General features: G+C 67.5%; 20 protein-coding genes. 9 read left to right on the top strand and 11 right to left on the bottom strand.

What is annotated here, in order from left to right:
- Nucleotides 1–114: 114 nt before the first annotated feature.
- Nucleotides 115–831: an EAL domain-containing protein gene (locus tag JWN21_RS03530; protein ID WP_299646289.1), complete on the bottom strand. Its 717-nt coding sequence runs from the start codon at nt 829–831 to the stop codon at nt 115–117.
- Between the two features lie 146 nt (nt 832–977).
- Nucleotides 978–1,757 (bottom strand): SDR family oxidoreductase, encoded by a 780-nt coding sequence (locus tag JWN21_RS03525; RefSeq protein ID WP_299646287.1) that lies wholly within the window; start codon nt 1,755–1,757, stop codon nt 978–980.
- A 64-nt stretch (nt 1,758–1,821) separates the two neighbouring features.
- Here JWN21_RS03525 and rarD point away from each other — a divergent pair, with 64 nt between their 5' ends.
- The gene (gene rarD, locus JWN21_RS03520; protein WP_299646284.1) at nt 1,822–2,718 is read left to right on the top strand and encodes an EamA family transporter RarD; all 897 of its coding nucleotides are present in this window, start codon (nt 1,822–1,824) and stop codon (nt 2,716–2,718) included.
- A gap of 84 nt (nt 2,719–2,802) precedes the next feature.
- Here the strand turns inward: rarD and JWN21_RS03515 are convergent, their stop codons facing one another.
- Complete coding sequence (locus JWN21_RS03515) at nt 2,803–3,999, bottom strand: acetyl-CoA C-acyltransferase (RefSeq protein WP_299646282.1); 1,197 nt, start codon at nt 3,997–3,999, stop codon at nt 2,803–2,805.
- A gap of 61 nt (nt 4,000–4,060) precedes the next feature.
- Here JWN21_RS03515 and JWN21_RS03510 point away from each other — a divergent pair, with 61 nt between their 5' ends.
- From JWN21_RS03510 to JWN21_RS03500, 3 genes are all read left to right on the top strand, one after another.
- Nucleotides 4,061–4,831, top strand: coding sequence for an enoyl-CoA hydratase/isomerase family protein (locus tag JWN21_RS03510; RefSeq protein WP_299646280.1), 771 nt, complete (start codon nt 4,061–4,063; stop codon nt 4,829–4,831).
- Nucleotides 4,832–4,928: 97 nt separating this feature from the next.
- Entirely contained in the window at nt 4,929–5,849 is a 921-nt protein-coding gene (locus tag JWN21_RS03505) for a manganese catalase family protein (RefSeq protein ID WP_299646278.1), read from the top strand.
- A gap of 318 nt (nt 5,850–6,167) precedes the next feature.
- Nucleotides 6,168–7,130 (top strand): response regulator, encoded by a 963-nt coding sequence (locus JWN21_RS03500; RefSeq protein ID WP_299646276.1) that lies wholly within the window; start codon nt 6,168–6,170, stop codon nt 7,128–7,130.
- A gap of 171 nt (nt 7,131–7,301) precedes the next feature.
- Here JWN21_RS03500 and JWN21_RS03495 read toward each other — a convergent pair whose 3' ends face one another.
- From JWN21_RS03495 to pgi, 5 genes are all read right to left on the bottom strand, one after another.
- Nucleotides 7,302–7,571, bottom strand: coding sequence for a hypothetical protein (locus tag JWN21_RS03495; RefSeq protein WP_299646274.1), 270 nt, complete (start codon nt 7,569–7,571; stop codon nt 7,302–7,304).
- A 122-nt stretch (nt 7,572–7,693) separates the two neighbouring features.
- On the bottom strand, nt 7,694–9,037 hold the full coding sequence (gene gorA, locus JWN21_RS03490) for a glutathione-disulfide reductase (protein WP_299646272.1): 1,344 nt from the start codon (nt 9,035–9,037) through the stop codon (nt 7,694–7,696).
- Nucleotides 9,034–9,453 carry a PIN domain-containing protein gene (locus tag JWN21_RS03485; RefSeq protein ID WP_299646270.1) on the bottom strand — a complete coding sequence of 140 codons (420 nt, stop codon included), beginning with the start codon at nt 9,451–9,453 and terminating at the stop codon, nt 9,034–9,036. The genes gorA and JWN21_RS03485 overlap by 4 nt, the downstream gene beginning before the upstream one ends.
- Nucleotides 9,450–9,674: a type II toxin-antitoxin system VapB family antitoxin gene (locus JWN21_RS03480; RefSeq protein WP_299646268.1), complete on the bottom strand. Its 225-nt coding sequence runs from the start codon at nt 9,672–9,674 to the stop codon at nt 9,450–9,452. The genes JWN21_RS03485 and JWN21_RS03480 overlap by 4 nt, the downstream gene beginning before the upstream one ends.
- A 28-nt stretch (nt 9,675–9,702) precedes the next feature.
- A complete protein-coding gene (gene pgi / locus JWN21_RS03475; protein WP_299646266.1) occupies nt 9,703–11,190 on the bottom strand; it encodes a glucose-6-phosphate isomerase in 1,488 nt (495 codons plus the stop codon).
- Between the two features lie 111 nt (nt 11,191–11,301).
- On the opposite strand from pgi, the gene lepB reads away from it, so the two are divergent.
- The 3 genes from lepB to era are packed head-to-tail and all read left to right on the top strand — an operon-like array spanning nt 11,302 to nt 13,717.
- Entirely contained in the window at nt 11,302–12,102 is an 801-nt protein-coding gene (gene lepB, locus JWN21_RS03470; RefSeq protein ID WP_299646264.1) for a signal peptidase I, read from the top strand.
- Nucleotides 12,099–12,830: a ribonuclease III gene (rnc, locus tag JWN21_RS03465; protein WP_299646316.1), complete on the top strand. Its 732-nt coding sequence runs from the start codon at nt 12,099–12,101 to the stop codon at nt 12,828–12,830. Before lepB ends, rnc begins: the two co-directional genes overlap by 4 nt.
- Entirely contained in the window at nt 12,827–13,717 is an 891-nt protein-coding gene (gene era, locus JWN21_RS03460) for a GTPase Era (protein ID WP_299646262.1), read from the top strand. Before rnc ends, era begins: the two co-directional genes overlap by 4 nt.
- 55 nt (nt 13,718–13,772) lie before the next feature.
- On the opposite strand, the gene JWN21_RS03455 is transcribed toward era, so the two are convergent.
- A complete protein-coding gene (locus tag JWN21_RS03455; RefSeq protein ID WP_299646260.1) occupies nt 13,773–14,468 on the bottom strand; it encodes an NAD-dependent deacylase in 696 nt (231 codons plus the stop codon).
- Nucleotides 14,469–14,571: 103 nt separating this feature from the next.
- Here JWN21_RS03455 and JWN21_RS03450 point away from each other — a divergent pair, with 103 nt between their 5' ends.
- Together JWN21_RS03450 and JWN21_RS03445 are read left to right on the top strand one after the other, a co-directional pair.
- The gene (locus tag JWN21_RS03450; protein ID WP_299646258.1) at nt 14,572–15,411 is read left to right on the top strand and encodes an oxygenase MpaB family protein; all 840 of its coding nucleotides are present in this window, start codon (nt 14,572–14,574) and stop codon (nt 15,409–15,411) included.
- Entirely contained in the window at nt 15,408–15,668 is a 261-nt protein-coding gene (locus JWN21_RS03445) for a hypothetical protein (RefSeq protein WP_299646256.1), read from the top strand. The genes JWN21_RS03450 and JWN21_RS03445 overlap by 4 nt, the downstream gene beginning before the upstream one ends.
- A gap of 16 nt (nt 15,669–15,684) precedes the next feature.
- Here the strand turns inward: JWN21_RS03445 and JWN21_RS03440 are convergent, their stop codons facing one another.
- Both JWN21_RS03440 and JWN21_RS03435 read right to left on the bottom strand, forming a co-directional pair.
- Complete coding sequence (locus JWN21_RS03440; protein ID WP_299646254.1) at nt 15,685–16,605, bottom strand: hypothetical protein; 921 nt, start codon at nt 16,603–16,605, stop codon at nt 15,685–15,687.
- Between the two features lie 94 nt (nt 16,606–16,699).
- A complete protein-coding gene (locus JWN21_RS03435) occupies nt 16,700–16,882 on the bottom strand; it encodes a hypothetical protein (protein WP_299646252.1) in 183 nt (60 codons plus the stop codon).
- Between the last annotated feature and the right edge of the window lie 154 nt (nt 16,883–17,036).

Here is a 17,036-nt window from a genome sequence, read left to right as displayed (position 1 = left end):
TGAACTTGTTTCAGGGTCCATGCGAAACCTTCGATGGGGGGATATCGGCTCGAATTGCGCATGGATGCTGAAACGAGCCCAGCATGACGGGCCGATACCGGATCGCGGCAAACGCTAACCGAACCTTCGTTCCGACTGCGCTCCTGGCAAAACATGCGCGGGCAAATGCCTGAAGCCCGGACGTGCGATCAGGTAACCTTGCATATAGCGCACGCCCAGGTCGCGGAGGACGTCATACTCCGCCACCGTCTCGACGCCCTCCGCCACGACCGTGATGTTCATACGGCGCAACATGCGGATCAGGCCCTCCACGATCATGCGGCGGGGCAAGCTGGCATCGATGTTTCGCACCAGCTCCATGTCCAGCTTGATGATGTCGGTCTGGAGCCGGGCAAGGAGAGACAGACCGGCGTGTCCCGCGCCGAAGTCGTCCAGCGCCGTGGCAAAACCCATGCGCCGGTATGTTTCGATGATGTTCGCCAGGTGGGCGGGGTCGGCAACCTCTTCGTTCTCGGTGAACTCGAATATCAGCCGCTCGGTGGGAAAGCCGACTGCAGCCGCCGTCTTCAGCGTCAGCTGGATGCACGCGACGGGCGAGTAGACCGCGTTCGGCAGGAAATTGATCGACAGCCGCGCGCCCGTGGCGACGATGCCTGCGGCGACCGCCTGCGTGATGGCGGTGACGCGACATTGCTGATCGAAGGCGTAACGGTTCTCAGGCGTGACCGCACCGAGCACCTGACCCGCCGACTCACCATTGGGGCCGCGCACCAGCGCCTCATAGGCCCAGGCTCGCCCTCTCTCGACATCGACGATCGGCTGGAAGGCCATTGCCAAATCGAAAGGTGCGCCAAGCTTTCGGCAGCCCTCGCATCCGCTCATCGCCAACCCTCCATTGGCAGCGGCATCGCAGCAGAGCGCTAATTTACCGTTAGCTCTAACCTTTGTGGGGTTGAAGGTTACCTCCTACCTGCTCCTCACGCCGTCCTCGCCTTTTGCAACGACCCCGCGATGCGCCGCGCCACGCTGCGCGGGGTAAAGCGGATGCTCTCCGCCATCACCGCGTTCACCGCCCCCGATACCTTGACCGCCTGATTGGCCCGGAGCGCCGCCAGCCCGTCGCGAACCACCGCCTCGGGGCCGCTCGCCAGCCTGGTGAACAGCGCCATGTCGGTCATCCCGGCGCGCCCCGCGAATTCGGTGTTGGTGGGGCCGGGGCAAAGTGCCGCGACACGGACACCGTGCGGCTTCGCCTCTTCGTGGAGCGCTTCCGAAAAGCTGAGCACGAACGCCTTGGACGCATAATAGACCGCCATCCACGGCCCGGGCTGGAACGCGGCGGTCGATGCGATGTTGAGGATTCCGCCCGAGCGCCGCGCGATCATGCCCGGCAGCACGGCGCAGGCGAGCGCGACGAGCGCGCGGCAATTGACGTCGACGATGCCCGCCTGCGCGTCCGCATTCAGCTCCGCCACCGCGCCGCGCAGGCCATAGCCGGCATTGTTGATCAGCGTGTCGACGGTCAGGCCAGCCGCGGCGATGTCGGTCATCAGCGCGGCGGGCGCGGCGGGGTCGGCGAGGTCGGCGGCGAAGACGTGCACCGCGACGCCGTGCTGCGCCCGCACCTCGACGGCGAGCGCCTCCAGCCGGTCAACCCGGCGTGCGGTGAGGATCAGGTCGTTGCCGGCAGCCGCCAATGCTCGCGCGAAGCCTTCGCCGAGTCCGGCCGACGCGCCGGTGATGAGGGCGGTGGTCATGCCTGTTCTCCCTGCCTCACCATGAGGCTTGTGCGCAGGCCTGTCACCCGCAAGGACGCCGGCCATGACCGATCGCGAAACCAGAACCGGCCTGCTGCACGCACTCGGCGCCTATCTGATCTGGGGGCTGTTGCCGCTGTACTTCAAGCTGCTGGGCGACGTGTCGCCGCTGCACGTCCTGTCGCATCGCATCCTGTGGTCGCTGCTGTTCCTGCTGCTCATCGTCGCGGTGCTGCGGCGGTTCGGCACGATCCGGGCGGCGGCGCGGGGCAGGGTGCTGCTGATATTGTGCGCCAGCGCGGTGCTGATCTCGGTCAACTGGCTGGTCAATATCTGGGCGGTCGCCAACGCGCGCGTGCTGGAGGCGAGCATCGGCTATTTCATGAACCCGCTGGTGAACGTCGCGCTGGGCGTGCTGGTGCTGCGCGAGCGAATCAGGCCGGTGCAGGCGATGGCGGTGGGGTTGGCGGCGGCGGGCGTGCTGGCACTGGCGCTGGGGGGCGGGGCGTTGTGGATCTCGCTCACCCTGGCGGTGAGTTTCGGACTGTACGGGCTGCTGCGCAAGGTGGTGGCGATCGACGCGCTGGGCGGGCTGCTGGTGGAAACGCTGATGCTGGCGCCGGTGGCGGCGGGAGTGTTGGCGTTCTCGGCGGCGACGGGGGGACAGGCATGGGGCGGCAGCATGCGGCTGGACGCGCTGCTGGCGTTCTCCGGCGTGGTGACCGCGATCCCGCTGCTGCTGTTCGCGTCGGCGGCACGGCGGCTGCGCTACACGACGCTCGGCCTGCTGCAGTACATCGCGCCCGCGATGGCGTTCGCGCAGGCGGTGTTCCTGTTCGGCGAGCCGCTGCGCCCGGTATATCTCGTCACCCTGGCGCTGATCTGCGCCGGATGCGCGTTGTATGCGTGGGACAGCGTACGCGCCGCGCGGGCGAGTGGCGGCGGCAAAGCCGTCGCCTGACGTCGAACGGGTCAGGCTTCGCCCGCCCGCCGTCCGGGCTGGCCTGCCGCGCTGCCGCGCGAGCGGCGCGGAGGTGGCCGCGCCTCAGACCAGCTCGAACAGCCCCGCCGCGCCCATGCCGCCGGCGGTGCACATCGACACCACCACCCACTGCACGCCACGCTTGCGACCCTCGATCAGCGCATGGCCGATCAGGCGGCTGCCGGTCATGCCGAACGGATGCCCGACAGCAATCGCGCCGCCGTTGACGTTGTATTTCTCCGGGTCGATGCCGAGCTTGTCGCGGCAGTACAGGCATTGCGACGCGAACGCCTCGTTCAGCTCCCACAGGCCGATGTCGCCGACCGACAACCCGGCGCGGTCGAGCAGCTTGGGGATCGCGAACACCGGGCCGATCCCCATCTCCTCGGGGCCGCAGCCCGCCGCCTGGAAGCCGCGATAGATGCCCAGGATCTCCTTGCCCTCGGCCTGCGCCGTCGCACGATCCATCACGATCTGCGCCGCCGCGCCGTCCGACAGCTGGCTGGCGTTGCCCGCCGTCACGCTAGTGCCGGGACCGCTGAAGTCGCCGCCGGCCCACACCGTCTTCAGCCCCGCCAGGCCTTCGTAAGTGGTGCCGGGGCGGATGCCCTCGTCCTGCGTCACGGTGACGGTCTCGGTGCCGGTCCGTTCGCCGGCCTTGTCGAACAGCGCCTTTTCGACCGTGATCGGGACGATCTCCTCGGCAAAGGCGCCGTTGGCGAGGCCGGCGGCGGCGCGCTGCTGGCTTTGCGCGCCATATTCATCCTGCGCCTGACGGCTGATGCCGTATCGCTCGGCGACGATCTCGGCGGTCTCGATCATCGGGATGTAGGCGGCGGGTTCCCTGGCGAGCACGCTTTGATTGACATAGCGCGGTGCGTCCTTGGTGACGGTGAAGCTGATCGACTCCATCCCGCCCGCAAGCGCCACGTCGATGTCGCCGGCGATGATCGATCGCGCGGCAAGTGCCACCGCCGTCAGCCCGGAACCGCACTTGCGGTCCAGCGTGAACGCCGGGACGCTGTGCGGCAGCCCGCCGGCGAAAATCGCCATGCGCCCGGCATTGCCGCCCTGCGTCCCCCATTGATTGCCGACGCCCCAGAACACGTCGTCGATGCGGGCGGGATCGATCCCCGCGCGCTCGACCGCGGCGGCCATGACGTGGCCTGCAAGCGCCGGCGCTTCGGTGGCGTTGAACGCGCCGCGATAGGCCTTGCCGATTCCGGTACGGGCGGTGGAGACGATCGCGGCTTCGCGCATGGACAGACCTTTCCGGCTTTGGGTATGCGACGGTATAGCGCCGCAGGAAGCAGGAGAGAAGATGACGGTCACCAGCACGCGGGACGGCCATGTCGCTGTCGTCACTTTCGCGCGGCCACCGCACAATTTCGCCGATCTGTCGCTGATCGAAGGCGTCGGCGCTGCGTTCGCGGCAGCGGATGCCGAGCACGACGTGCGCAGCATCCTGCTGCGCTCCGAAGGTCGGGTATTCTGTGCGGGCGCAGACCTCGCCAACGCCAATCCCGTATCGGCCGACCGGGCGGCGGCGGGCGAGCGCAACCCGTTCTACGTCGCCGCCGCGCGGCTGTTCGCGGTGAAGAAGCCGGTCGTCGCCGCCGTTCAGGGTGCGGCGGTGGGAGCGGGGCTGGGGCTGGCGCTGGTCGCCGATTTTCGTGTCGCCACCCCGCAGGCGCGTTTCGTGGCCAATTTCGTTCAGCTGGGTTTTCACCCCGGCTTCGGCATCTCGGCGGTGTTGGAGCGCGTGATCGGCCGGCAGCGCGCGCAGCTGATGCTGCTCACCGGCCGCCGCATCGGCGGCGAGCAGGCGTCCGACTGGGGCTTGGTGGATCAGCTGGTCGCCGCCGAGGAACTCGACACGGCGTCGCTGGCGCTGGCGCGGGAGATCGCCGCCGCCGCGCCACTGGCGGTGCAATCGACGCGCGCGACCATCCGCGGCGACCTGCATGCGCTGGTCGAACGCCAGACCGACCACGAACTGGCGGAACAACAGCGGCTGCAGGCGACCGCCGACTATGCCGAGGGCGTGCGGGCGGTGAACGAGCGGCGGCCTGGCCAGTTTACCGGACGCTGACCGCCGGACGTTAACCTTAAGCAGTACGATAGTGCCGGCGGGGCGGGACACATTGTCCTGCACCCGCTGTTGGTGTGCCGATCTCAGGAGAAGCCCAATGTTCATGCGCGTCGACAAGCTGCAGGCCGATCTGCCGCCCCCCGAAAAGCAGGACCCCAACGCCGCCGCCGCGCTGCGCGAGCTGCTCGGCGGCAAATATGGCGAGATGTCGACGCTGGGGAACTACATGTTCCAGAGCTTCAATTTCAAATCGAAGTCCAAGCTGCGCCCGTTCTACAGCCTCGTCGCGTCGATCACGGCGGAGGAGCTGGGCCATGTCGAACTGGTGTCGGCGGGCGTCAACATGCTCGCCAACGGTCCCGACGGCGACGACACCGGTGACGGCGGCGACGTGTCGATGACGCCGTTCGCGGCGATGGCCGAGATCCGCGACGCGGCGAGTTTCCTGTCCAATGGCGGTGGTGCGACGCCGACCGACTCGATGGGCCGGTCGTGGAACAACGACTTCATCACCACCACCGGCAACGTCGTCACCGACCTGCTGCACAATTTCCACCTCGAATGCGGCGCGCGGCTGCACAAGCTGCGCGTATACGAGACGCTGAGCGACCCAACGGGCCGCGAGGTGTGCGGCTATCTGCTGGTGCGCGGCTCCGTCCACGCGCACGCCTATGCGCTGGCGCTGGAGAAGATCACCGGCGTCGACATCAAGAAGATGCTGCCGACCCCCAACATCGACCTGTCGAAGATCCCGGAAAGCCAGAAGTATTTGGACGAAGGCTCGCATCGCCGGCTCTACACCTGGAGTCCGGACGATTATAAGGAGATCGCGGGCATCTGGTCGAACGATGAGGTCGCGCTGCCGGGCGATCCGCCGGGTGCGCTGGAGGTGGTCGACGGCATTCCCGAGGGTCACAAGATCGCCCAGCTCGCAGGCGTGCCGTGCGCGTTCACCCCGGACTATGCGCCCGAGGAGATGTTCGAAATCGCGAACAAGCTGTACAAGAAGTCGCGTTAGCCCCGGGTGGTCGTTCGGGAAGATACGGGGGCTGGGTGATCCCGGCCCCCTGCCCGATCGGTCGAAGACGCGCGGCGGTTATCGGTATGCATCGGGCCGTGACCCTCAGCGACGAACCCGGCGCTTACAGCGGCGCGCCCGTTCGATCCGTAAGCAGGACTGCCGCCTACTGACCGCTCTGATAATGACGCAGAATATTGATCTATATTTTAATCCGGTAACGTTTCGTAAGAGTGCCGCTGCGATATCGCCCCGTCAGGTTGGCATGGCGACCCGGTGGATCGCGCGATCAGGTGCGGTCAAGCAGGAAGAGCGACATTGGAACGTCGGGTTGTGATCGTCGACGATTCGCGGACGATCCAGGCGATTCTGGACAATGCGTTCAGCAGCCGCGCGGACTTTCGCGTGGTGGGCTTCGCCGCCGACGCCGCCACCGCGCCCGAACTCATCCGCCGCCTGATGCCGGACATCGTCACGATCGATTTCTGCATGCCGTATCTGGACGGGGAGGCATTGCTTGCGCTGATCAACGATCTGCCCTCCGTCTGCAAGATCATCGTATCGGACAAGGCCGTGGAGAACCGGCTCCTGTACTCGCGTCTTCTGCAAGCGGGTGCGTCGGTGTGCCTGGCGAAGAGGGATCTGGTGGAGAACCCCGACCTGTTCTTCAAGCAGGTGAAGAGCGCCGCGAACAAGGTTCGCGCGAGACGTCATCACCTGAGCACGTTCGGGGGCGACATGACCACGATGCCGACCGCCGCCGAACCGACCTCTGCCACCGTGATCCCGTTCCCCGTCCCCGCCGACGAGCGGCACCGGCTGATCGTCGGCGAGCGCAAATTGTTGTTCGACGCCAAGCGAGAGCCCTGTTTCGATCTCGTCACGAAGAACGCGGCGAAGCTGACCGCGTTTCCGGTGTCGCTCCTGACCTTTATCGACCGGGATACGCAGTGGGTGAAATCGTCTTTCGGCCTGCCGGTCGAGCACACCCCGCGCGATCAGGCATTCTGCAACTACACTATCTCTCAGGGCGGAGCTTTCGTGGTCTCGAACGCCGCGACGGATGAGCGTTTTTCCGCCCATCCCCTGGTGACGAACGCGCCGAACATCAAAACCTATACGGGTCTTCCCGTCATCACGAGCGACGGCGTCACGGTCGGGTCGCTGTGCGTCATCGATTCGCGTGTACGATCCGTCTCGAAGCACGCCCTCGATCAGCTCGCCGCACTGGCGGAGATCGTGGCGGCGATGATCGACCTGCGACCCGCCCGCGCGGCGTAGAGACACACGGCCTGGTGACGGGCGTTGCCTGGCCGCAAGGGACGCCTGCACCATCGCCTAGGAACTCCGCGCCCTCATCGCCCGGATAGGGGCATGGCCAGTACCGGCCCGAGGCTGAGGCCCGGGCCGCGACCAGCGCAGCCCGGGCCTCCGGCAACGGTGCGCCCGTCGTTACATGCCGTTGGCGAGGTTCGTGTCGGCGTCGTTCGTCCGCATGTCCTCGGCCTGGTTCTGGCCGGTCTCGCGGATCGCGTCGGCCTGGTTCTCCAGCATGCCCTCGGCGTTGTCGGTGGTGGCGTTGTCGGCCATCTCTTCGATGTTGTCGGCCATCATCTCGGCGTTCGCCTCGATGTTATCGGCGGCCTGCTCCTTCGGGGTCTGGTTGCAGGCGGCCAGCGAGGCCAGGCCGGCGGCGAGGCCGAGAACGACAAATTTCTTCATGGTGGGATGCCCTTTTGTGATCCGAAACCGATGAGCCCGGCTCGTCGGTCATGCGGGTTGTTCCAAAAAATACACGTGCTGTCTATGGCCGAAATAAGGCATGGACGTCGCCTGACCTGGCTTTACCTCAACAGCACCAGCTCCTCCGCCATCGTCGGGTGCAGCGCCACAGTCGCGTCGAACTGCGCCTTGGTCAGCCCCGCCTTGACGCACACCGCCGCGGCCTGAAGGATCTCGGGCGCGTCCGGGCCGATCATGTGGATGCCGACGACGCGGTCGGTGTTGCCGTCGCAGACCATCTTGTACAGCGCGCGCTCGTTGCGGCCGGCGAGGACGTTCTTCATCGGGCGGAAGTCGCTGGAATACACCTTCACGCTGCCCAGCTTCTGCCGCGCCTCGCTTTCGGTCATGCCGACCTGCGCGATCGGCGGGTGGCTGAACACGGCGCTTGGCACGCAGGCGTAATCGACCCGCGTCGGCTTGTTGCCGTAAAAGGTGTCGGCGAACGCCTGCCCTTCGCGGATCGCGACGGGGGTGAGCTGGATGCGGTTGGTGACGTCGCCGATCGCGAAGATGCTGTCGCACGTCGAGCGGTTGTCCGCGTCGACCCGGACCGCACCGTTCTCCAGCTCGACGCCGGCGCTCTCCAGCCCCAGGCCGGCGGTGTTGGGAATGCGCCCGGTCGCGAACAGGACCAGGTCGACGGTCGCGGGCTCGTGGCCGGTCATGTGCACCGTCAGCTCCTCGCCGTTCTTCTCGATCCGCTCGAACGTTGCATCGAAGCGGAACTCGAGTCCCTTCATCAGCGAGATCTGGAGCAGCCGGTCGCGCAGCGCGATCTCGTATCCGCGCAGGATCTCCTGGCTGCGGTTCATGATGATGACGTGCGACCCGAACTGGTGGAACACGCCCGCGAACTCGTTGGCGATATAGCCCGCGCCCGCGATCAGCACCCGCTTGGGCAGGGTGGGCAGGTGGAACACGTCGTTGGACGTGATGCCGTGCTCGTTGCCGGGGAAGTCGGGGATCGCGGGATGCGCGCCGACCGCCACCAGGATGCGCTCGGCGGTCTTCGTCTCGCCGCTCGCGAGGCGCACGGAATGGGGGCCGGTCACCTCGGCGCGCTGCGCGATGATCTCGACGCCGTTGTTGCAGAGCGTGTCGGTATAGGCCTGGTTGAGCCGGTCGACCTCGGCATTGACGGCATCGCGCAGGCGCGGCCAGTCGAACGGGCAGTCGTCGGGAACGTCCCAGCCGAAGCGTCTGGCGTCCTTCAGATCCTCGGCGAAATGCGCGCCATAGACGAGCAGCTTCTTGGGCACGCAGCCGCGGATGACGCAGGTCCCGCCGACGCGAAACTCCTCCGCCACCGCCACCCGCGCGCCATGCGCGGACGCGACGCGCGAGGCGCGGGTGCCGCCCGAGCCTGCGCCCAGGACGAAGAGGTCGTAGTCATAGGGCATCAATCTGTTCCAAACGCGGTATTGAGTGCAGATCTGAGGCCGAGATGCTCGACGAAGGGGTCGAAGTCGCGATCGCCGTACAGGAGAGGTACGTCGTCGATGATGCGGCGAGTTGCGATCAGCGTATCGATGGTCTTTCGGACGGCGATGCCGCGTGCCTTCAAAAATTGTAAATTTCGGGCGGCATGGACCGCGATGTAGGCATCGACAACGGTGAGCTGATCGAACGTGCTTAACCAAGCGAGCTTGCGCGCGAAGTCGCGGCGATCGCGAGTACCCTGTAATATCTCGGTCAGCACGAGATCGCCCACTACCACCCTTTCAGCGCGAGCGATGAAGCGACGGCCGGCCGTCGCTTGCATGGTAGGCCGACCACCGGCGAGATCGATCCAAACGCTTGAGTCGACGACGACCCTCACGCTTCTACGGTGTACCTATTGCCGCGAATTTCCTGTTTATCTCCGACCCGGCCCGAGCCACGCATCTTGTCCCAAGCACGCAGTTGCCGCTTGATCCACACCGCCTCGCGCAGTGCCTTGTCGACCGCGTCGCGCTTCGTCGTAACACCAAGCTCCTTCATGGCTTCGGCCATGAGGTCATCATCGATCTCGATATCAGTCCGTATGTGTATGAACTCCACCGTTTATACACATAGTGCGCGGAACGCTTCAGTCCAGTCCCGCCCGCCGGATCAGGTCCGCCGTCGAGGCATCGAACTCACCACCGCTCCCCGCCGCCTTGGCCATTTCCTTGCCCAGCTCGACGCCGAACTGGTCGAAGCTGTTGATGCCGAGCAGCGTGCCGTTCACGAACACGCGGTGTTCGTAGAACGCGATCAGCGCGCCCAGCGTGCGCGGTGTCAGGTCGTCGAGCAGGATGGTGGAGGACGGCCGGTCGCCCGCGTACGACCTTGCCGGGTCGTCGACCTGCTTGCCCGCCATCAGCGCCGCCCCTTGCGCAAAGGCGTTGAGCAGCAGCTGGCGGTGGTGTTCGTCGGTCAACGTATCGCCGGGCTCGATCGCCGCGACGAACTCGACGGGGACGAGGTGCGTGCCCTGGTGGAGCAGCTGGAACACCGCATGCTGCGCGTCCGTGCCGACGCCGCCCCAGGTGATCGGTGCCGTCGGGCGGCCGACGGCCGCGCCGGCGACGGTCACGCCCTTGCCGTTCGACTCCATCTCCAGCTGCTGGAGATAGGGCGGCAACAGCCGCAGCCGCTGGTCATAGGCAAAGGTCGCGCGCGTCTCCGCGCCGCGTACCTGGGTATAATAGAGATCGGCAAAGGCCGCGAGCGCCGGCGCGTTCGCCTCCAGCGGGGTGAGCCGGAAGTGCCGGTCCATCTCGGCGGCACCCTCCAGCAGCTCCTCGAACGCGCCCCAGCCCAGCGCCAGCGCGGCAGGAAAGCCGATCGAGGACCACAGCGAATAGCGCCCGCCGACACCCTCGCCGAACGGCAGCACGCGCGTCTCGTCGACGCCCCACTCGACCGCCTTGTCGGGTGCGGCGGTGAGCGCGATGACGCGGCCATAGGGATCGGCGACGCCGTGCTCGGTCATCCATTGCAGCGCGCTGGTGGCGTTCAGGATCGTCTCCGTGGTGGTGAAGGTCTTGGACGCGATCACCAGCAGCGTCGCGGCGGGATCGAACCGTGCCATCGCGTCCTCCAGCGCGACGCCGTCGACGTTGGAGACGATCGCGACGTCGTAGCGCTGCTCGTCTCGGCCGAGCGCGTCGACGATCAGGTCTGGGCCGAGCGCGGAGCCGCCGATGCCGACATGCAGGATGTGCCGCACCGCGCCCAGCGCGCCGCCCTCGATCGCGTCGATCAGCTGGCGCATGCGGGCATGGAAGCGCTTGGCGAGCGCCACCGCGTCGACCTGACCCTCGCCACGCTCGGCCGTGTGGAGGACGGGGCGGTCCTCGGTGACGTTGACATGCTCGCCGCCGAACAGCGCGTCGCGGCGCGCGGCAAGGCCGGTGTCGGCGGCAAGCGCAGCAAAGGCGGCGATTGCATCGCCGGTCAGATGCGTCTTGGACCAGTCGAAATGGATGCCGGCGACGTCGCAGGTCAGCCGCGAGACGCGATCCGGCTCGTGCTCGAACAGGTCGAGCAGCTTGGGGCTTGGCAGCGCGTCGATGCGGGACCAGTCGGCCATGAATATGCGACCTTGCAGTTGGTGGTGTCGGGTCAACGCCTAGCGGTCTCGCTGGTGCCCGAACAGGTGATGCGCTTGACGTTCCCGTGTCGCGCCGCCAACGCCGCCGCGATGGCGAAGCGTTCCCGGCCCAGGCGCAAGCGCAGCGAGACGCACGAGACGCTCCGCTTCATGGCGACCCTGCTGCTGGGCGTCCTGATCCTGCGGTCGTTCGTCATCGCGCCATTCTCGATTCCATCGGAATCGATGCTGCCCCGGCTGTTCATCGGCGATTACCTGCTGGTGGCGAAATGGCCGTACGGCTATTCGCGCTGGTCGCTGCCCTGGGGCGTGCCGCTGTTGCCGACCTTGCACTGGAGCAGCCCGGCGCGTGGCGACGTGGTGGTGTTCCGCTCGCTCGCGGATCGCGACGTCATCAAGCGCGTGGTCGGCCTGCCCGGCGATACGATCCAGGTGCGGGGCGGCGAGGTGATCCTGAACGGCCAGGCGGTGCCGCGCCAGCGGGTGGCGGACTTCGTATTGCCGATCACCCCGAATTTCCCGCTCGCGCTGTGCCCGGCGGGCCATGCGGAGGTGCTGGAAGCCGCGCCCGTGTGCCGGTTCCAGCGTTATCGCGAGACGCTGCCCGGCGGCCGCAGCTACGCCGTGCTCGACACGAAGCCGGGGTCCGATGGCGACGACACGGGGCTGTATTCGGTCCCCGCCGGCCATGTCTTCCTGCTTGGCGACAACCGCGACAATTCGCTCGACAGCCGTTTCCCCGCGCCGCGCGGCATGGGCTACATCCCCGTCGGCCGCGTGGAGGGCCGCGCCAGCGTGACCGCCTTCTCCACCGACGGGTCGGCCGAGTATCTCAAGCCCTGGACCTGGTTCAGCGCCGCGCGGCCCGAGCGCATCGGCGAAGGCTTCTGAGCGACCTGGCCGCCTGGGTAAGTGCGACGTTCGGACACGAGCCGCGCGACCCCGCGTTGTGGACGCGCGCGCTGACGCACGGCAGCCGCGAGGATGAGGGATCGTACGAGCGGCTGGAGTTCCTGGGCGATCGCGTGCTGGGGCTGAGCATCGCCGAATGGCTGTACCAGCTGTTCCCGGCGGAACCCGAGGGCCAGCTGACGCGGCGGCTCAACCTGCTCGTCTCGGGTGCCACCTGCGCGGAGGTGGCGCGCGAGATCGGCGCGGCGGACCAGCTGCGGCTCAACAAGCAGGCGGCCGACGACGGGGTCAAGGACAGCGATTACGTGCTCGGCGACGTCGTCGAGTCGTTGCTGGGCGCCCTGTATCTGGAGGCCGGCCTGGACACGGCGCGCGGCTGGGTGCGTCGCGCGTGGGCCGACCGCGTCGATCGCGACGCTCCCGCGCCGCGCCACCCCAAGGCCGAGCTGCAGGACTGGGCGCTCGCGCGCAATCGCGGGCTGCCGGTCTATGCCATTGTCGAGCAGACCGGCCCCGGTCACGCCCGCCGCCACACGGTGAGCGCGCGACTGGGCGAGGCGGAACGACAGGCGACCGGCTCCACCAAGCGCGAGGCGGAGACGGAAGCGGCGCGGCTGCTGCTGGCCGCGTTGCTGGCGGAAGCGCCGCCGAAGCGGAAACGCGTCAGCCAGCCACGCACCATCCTGCCAAAAAGGGCCAGCTCATGACCAGTTGCGGTCTCGTCGCCATCGTCGGTGCGCCCAATGCGGGCAAGTCGACGCTCGTCAACCGGCTCGTCGGCCAGAAGGTCGCCGCCGTCAGCCCCAAGGCGCAGACCACGCGCGCGCGGCTCATGGGCGTCGCGATGGAGGGCGACACGCAGCTGCTGCTGGTCGACACGCCGGGCATCTTCGAGCCGCAGCGCCGCCTCGACCGCGCGATGGTTGCTGCCGCGTGGGGCGGCGCGGACGGCGCGGACCTGCTGTGCCTGGTGGTCGACGGCAAGGGCGGGATCGGGCCCAAGGTCACCGCCGTGATCGAGGCGATCGCGCAGCGGCCGGAGCCCAAATGGCTGATCCTCAACAAGGTCGATCTGGCGGCGAAGGAGAAGCTGCTGATCCACGCCGAAAAGCTCAACGCGGCGGTGCCGTTCGCCGAGACCTGGTTCGTCAGCGCGGAGACCGGCGACGGCGTGCCCGAGCTGAAAACAGCGATGGCCAAGCACATGCCGGCGGGCGCGTGGCACTATCCCGAGGATCAGGTGTCCGACGCCAGCGAACGGTCGATGGCGACGGAGATCACGCGCGAACAGATCTTCCGCCGCCTCCACGCCGAGCTGCCCTATGCGAGCCTGGTCGACACCGAGACGTTCGAGGAACGCGCCGACGGCTCGGTCGAGATCCGCCAGCTGGTGATGGTCGAACGCCCGACCCAGCGCGCGATCGTGCTGGGCAAGGGCGGCCAGATGCTGAAGGCGATCGGCGCGGCGGCGCGCGCGGAATTGTCCGAGCTATGGGGCAAGCCGGTCCACCTCTACCTCCACGTCAAGGTCAAGCCGGGCTGGGACGAGGACCGCGAGAGTTACCGGGGGATGGGGCTGGACTGGGTGGAATAAGGGGCCGTTGCCCAAACCCCTTCGCCGGGGAAGGGAAAATGGCCCACACTCCCACTCAGCCCAACACCTCCTCCACCCAGGCCGGCACCAGCTCCGTCGCCGGCCCCAGCCGGCTCTCGTCGAACCAGTCGCTGCCGGCGGAGGCTTCCAGGTTCAGCTCCAGCGTCCGCGCCCCCGCCTGCGAGGCCAGCTGGACAAAGCCGGCCGCCGGATAGACCGCCCCCGACGTGCCGATCGACACGAACAGATCGCACCGCTTCAGCGCCTCCAGCACCTGCTCCAGTCCGTACGGCAGCTCGCCGAAGAAGACGATGTCGGGCCTCAACTTACCCCGACAATAGCAGGCCGTGCCGGACGGCAGCGCCTCTGCCCAGCGTTGCCGACGGTCGCAGCGCACACACAGCGCGCTCAGCAGCTCGCCGTGCAGATGGAGCAGCCGCTTGCCATGGCCGTCGATGCCCGCGCGCTCCTGCAGGTCGTCGACATTCTGCGTCACGATCAACAGCTTGCCCGGCCACTCCGCCGCCAGCCGCGCGAGCGCCCGGTGCGCCGCGTTGGGCTCGACCGACGCCAGCCCGGCGCGACGCTCGTCATAGAAGCGGTGCACGAGCTGCGGGTCGCGCGCGAGCGCCTCGGGCGTGCAGACATCCTCGACCCGGTGCCCCTCCCATAGCCCGCCGGGGCCGCGAAAGGTGGCGAGGCCGGACTCCGCGGACAGCCCGGCGCCGGTGAGGATGACGAGGGAGTGCATTGCGGTCTGTATAGCGGGTCGCGGGCAGCGCTTAAATCCTCCCGGGGACGGGAGGCCTTGAGTGGTATGCCGGCCCACATTTCCTATCTCTCCGCCCGTGACCATGCGCGACACCATTCGGGACGAGATCCACCGCCTGGTCGGCGCGGGGCAGATGAAGCTCGCGCGCGAACCCGGCGATCCCGGCTTGTTTGGTCCAGGCTCGGTGGCCTGGCAGGTCCATGGCGATTTCTCCGCGATGATGATCGGCGGGGTCGCGGCGCTGATGACGCAGATGCTCCATCCCGGTGCGCTGGCCGGCGTGTGGGACCATAGCGACTGGGAGAAGAACCCGGCCGGGCGGCTCAAGCGCACCGCGCAGTTCGTCGCCGGCACCACCTATGGCCCGACCGCGCTCGCGCACGCGCAGATCGCGCGGGTGCGGGCGGTCCACGAGCATGTGAGCGGCACGTTGCCCGACGGGACGCCCTACAGCGCCACCGATCCGCACCTGCTGACCTGGGTGCATGTCGCCGAAGCCGACTGCTTCCTGCGCGCCTACATCGCCTATCGCGAGCCGGGGATGACGGGCGCGCGGCAGGACCGCTACCTGGCCGAGATGGCGGTGCTGGCGCGGCTGATGGGCGCCGGGGACGTGCCGGAAAGCCGCCGCGCGATGGCGGCGTACTTTCGCGAGATTCGTGCCGAGCTGCGCTTCGACGGCCGCACGCATGCGGTGGCGACGGCGCTGCTCGGCCAGCCCGCCACCAACGGCGCGACCGCGCCGATCCAGGCGCTGCTGCTGCAGGCGGGTGTCGAGCTGATGCAGCCCTGGGCCGCCACGCTTCACGGCCGCGCGGTCGGCACCTTCAGCCGGCCCGCCATCCGCTTCGGCGCGAACGCCACCGCAGGCGTGCTGCGCTGGGCGCTGGCGGCGCGGGCGCCCAAGGCAATTGAGGCGTGATCCTCCTGGCCGCGCTCTTGCAGCTCGCCCCCATGCCTGCCGAAATCGTCGTGGTCGCCCGCAAGCGCCGCTGCGACATCGCAGTCGCCAACCGAATCCTGTCGAGCAGGGAGTTCAACGCCCGCGCCGCCGAGTGGGCCGCCGGTGTCCCGGTCCGCGTCTCCGCGCCGGACAGCGCCAGCCGCAAATGTCTGGCGAAGATCGTGTTCAAGCTCGCGGATCGGGGCGTGGCGCAGGTGGAATTCGTCGAGCCCTAGGACGTGATTGCGGCGCTCAGACCGTGACCGAAGACCAGCTCTTCATCTTGAACTCGATCTCGACGGTGGTTTCCATCGGTCGCGCGTCGAACGTCCGCACCAGCCGCGGGTCGAAGAAATCGCGCAACAGCGGCGGGCGCTTTGCCCGGAAGTAGAATTCGGGCCGATCGGACACCGTTTCGCTGGCGGCGATGCTGAGCTCGTCGGTTCTCGTCACCGTCTCGACGATACACGGCGCGTGCGTGATGCCGAGCGCGCGCAGCGTGTAGGCGCGGTGATAGCCGTTGTGCAGCACCAGGCGGTTGTCGCTGCGGATCGCGGTCAGGAAATTCGAACCGAAACCGACCAGCAGCCCCAACGCGCCGGCGATCGGTCCGAAACTGTCGATTCGCGCGGTCTGGTCCGCATTGAGCAGCTTCGGCTCATGCGCGCGCAGGTCGGTGGATGGCGAGGAGAACAGGTAACGGTTCGACGCCAGTCGCCGGATCGTCACCGGCGGATTGGTGCGCTCCAATGGCTGACAGAAGCGGAACAGTTTTTCGGCATCGGGCGCAGGCCCCAGCGCGTCGGCACGCGCATCGGTGAAGCGCTTGGCGATGTGCTTCTGCGACACGATCAGCTTGTCGAGTTCGACCATTCGGATCTCTGTCGGAAGCGTGTCGAAGGTCTCGCGATAATAGGGGTCGGCGCGCAACTGCGTCGCGAGCGCCTCCATCTCGCTTGGTAGCGGCAGGCATTGCGCCGTGTCCGCCACGCCGGCCTCGCTCGCTTCCAGATCATAATACAGGTCGTTGGCGCGCCGCCATTCGTCGGCAAGCAGCGCGGGAGCGAGATCGGCGCCGCCGACCGCCTTGTCTCGAACGAAGGAGAGATATTCCTCCAGGCTCGGCTGCCCCAGCAGCCACAGCATCTGGGTGTTGTACGATCGCGGGTCCATCAGGTCGGCCGATAGGCCGCAAAGGCTGAAGATCGAGTGACCCGGCCGTCTGCCCGGACCGTCAAAGGACGATCCGGGCGTCACGGTCTGGTGCTTAGCTGGAGCCGCCCTTGCCGTGACGGTACTTGCCGCTGCCCGAACCCTTGCCCGAGCCCTTGCCGCCGCCCGAACCCTTGCCGCAGCTGCTCTTCTTGTGCTTGGGCTTCTTCGACGGCGGCGTCGGCGACATGCCCGCGCCATAGACGAAGCTGAGTTCCTGGGTGCAAAGATCGCGCATGTTTCGCTCCTATGTGGCCTGTTCGGCGCGCTACGATCAGGCGCCTTTGCCAGCCGCAGGAGTTACAAATCGGAGCGCGAGTCGCCAGCCCTGATTCCGGGGCGTCCCCGCGTGGGACAGATGAACAAAAGCTTATAGATTCGCGAGGTTCACC

The organism is Sphingomonas bacterium (assembly GCF_028292945.1).
Classification (GTDB): domain Bacteria; phylum Pseudomonadota; class Alphaproteobacteria; order Sphingomonadales; family Sphingomonadaceae; genus Sphingomonas.
This window is presented reverse-complemented; position numbering and strand designations above follow the sequence as displayed.